An 859-nucleotide genomic window follows, 5' to 3' on the forward strand; every position below is an offset into this window, starting at 1 on the left:
TTCCCCTTTCCCCGGACGGACTTATCCTACGGGCTCTGTGACAGGGATGCCAAGGGCGGTGTAGCGGTTGAGCACGGCGGCGCAGATCTGAAGTTCTGCAGCCTGGCGACCGAAGTCGCGTGCCATGAGGCGCTGCCCCAGCAGCTTCACGCAATGCATCCACTGCCCGGCAGGGTCATGCGAAGCATGATCCCGAGAGGTTTCGTCTCGACGCGGCTTCGGCGGTGGTATCCGCTCCAGTTTCGCCAGATCGCGCGACCGAGATATTTCGAAGTTCGCAGGGCCTCGTTTCTGGCCACGGCACCCGCAGTGACGGTCTTCCACGGCTTGGCGTTCTTGCGGGGTGGGATGACGGCATTCGCCCCGCGGTCAGCGACGGCGTCGTGGCATTTGCGTGTATCATAGGCACCGTCTGCAGTGACGCTGCCGATCACCTCGTCCGCCGGGATCTGGTTGAGCAGATCGGGCAGGACCGGCGCATCACCGACGTTGCTCCCGGTGATTTCAACGGCTCGGACTTCCAGTGTTTGTTCGTCGATCCCGAGATGGATCTTGCGCCAGACGCGCCGCTTGGGCCCACCATGCTTGCGTGCGTTCCACTCGCCTTCACCCTCGACCTTGATGCCGGTGCTGTCCATTGCCCGGCAGTGCATCACGCAGTGATGTCATGAAAGGGGATCAGGAGGTGCAATGGGCCGTTGGAGCCACGATACGGGATGTTCACGGCCAGCGTTTTCTGGCGGCGCGAAAGCGAGCTGAAGTCGGGCACCGCCCAGTTCAAACCGATCAGACGCAACAGGCTCTCGACGAACCCGGTCGTCTGGCGCAACGCCATGCCAACAGAACCTTCATCGTCAGG

Annotated in this window: 1 pseudogene; it reads right to left on the reverse strand. The window is 62.5% G+C overall.

Features of this window, described 5'->3' with window-relative positions:
- Nucleotides 1-21: 21 nt before the first annotated feature.
- A pseudogene (locus KZZ07_RS26595) lies at nt 22-859 on the reverse strand (IS5 family transposase); the annotation flags it as partial.

Origin of the sequence: Mameliella sp. CS4 (genome assembly GCF_019392335.1) — a bacterium.
Classification (GTDB): Bacteria; Pseudomonadota; Alphaproteobacteria; order Rhodobacterales; family Rhodobacteraceae; genus Antarctobacter.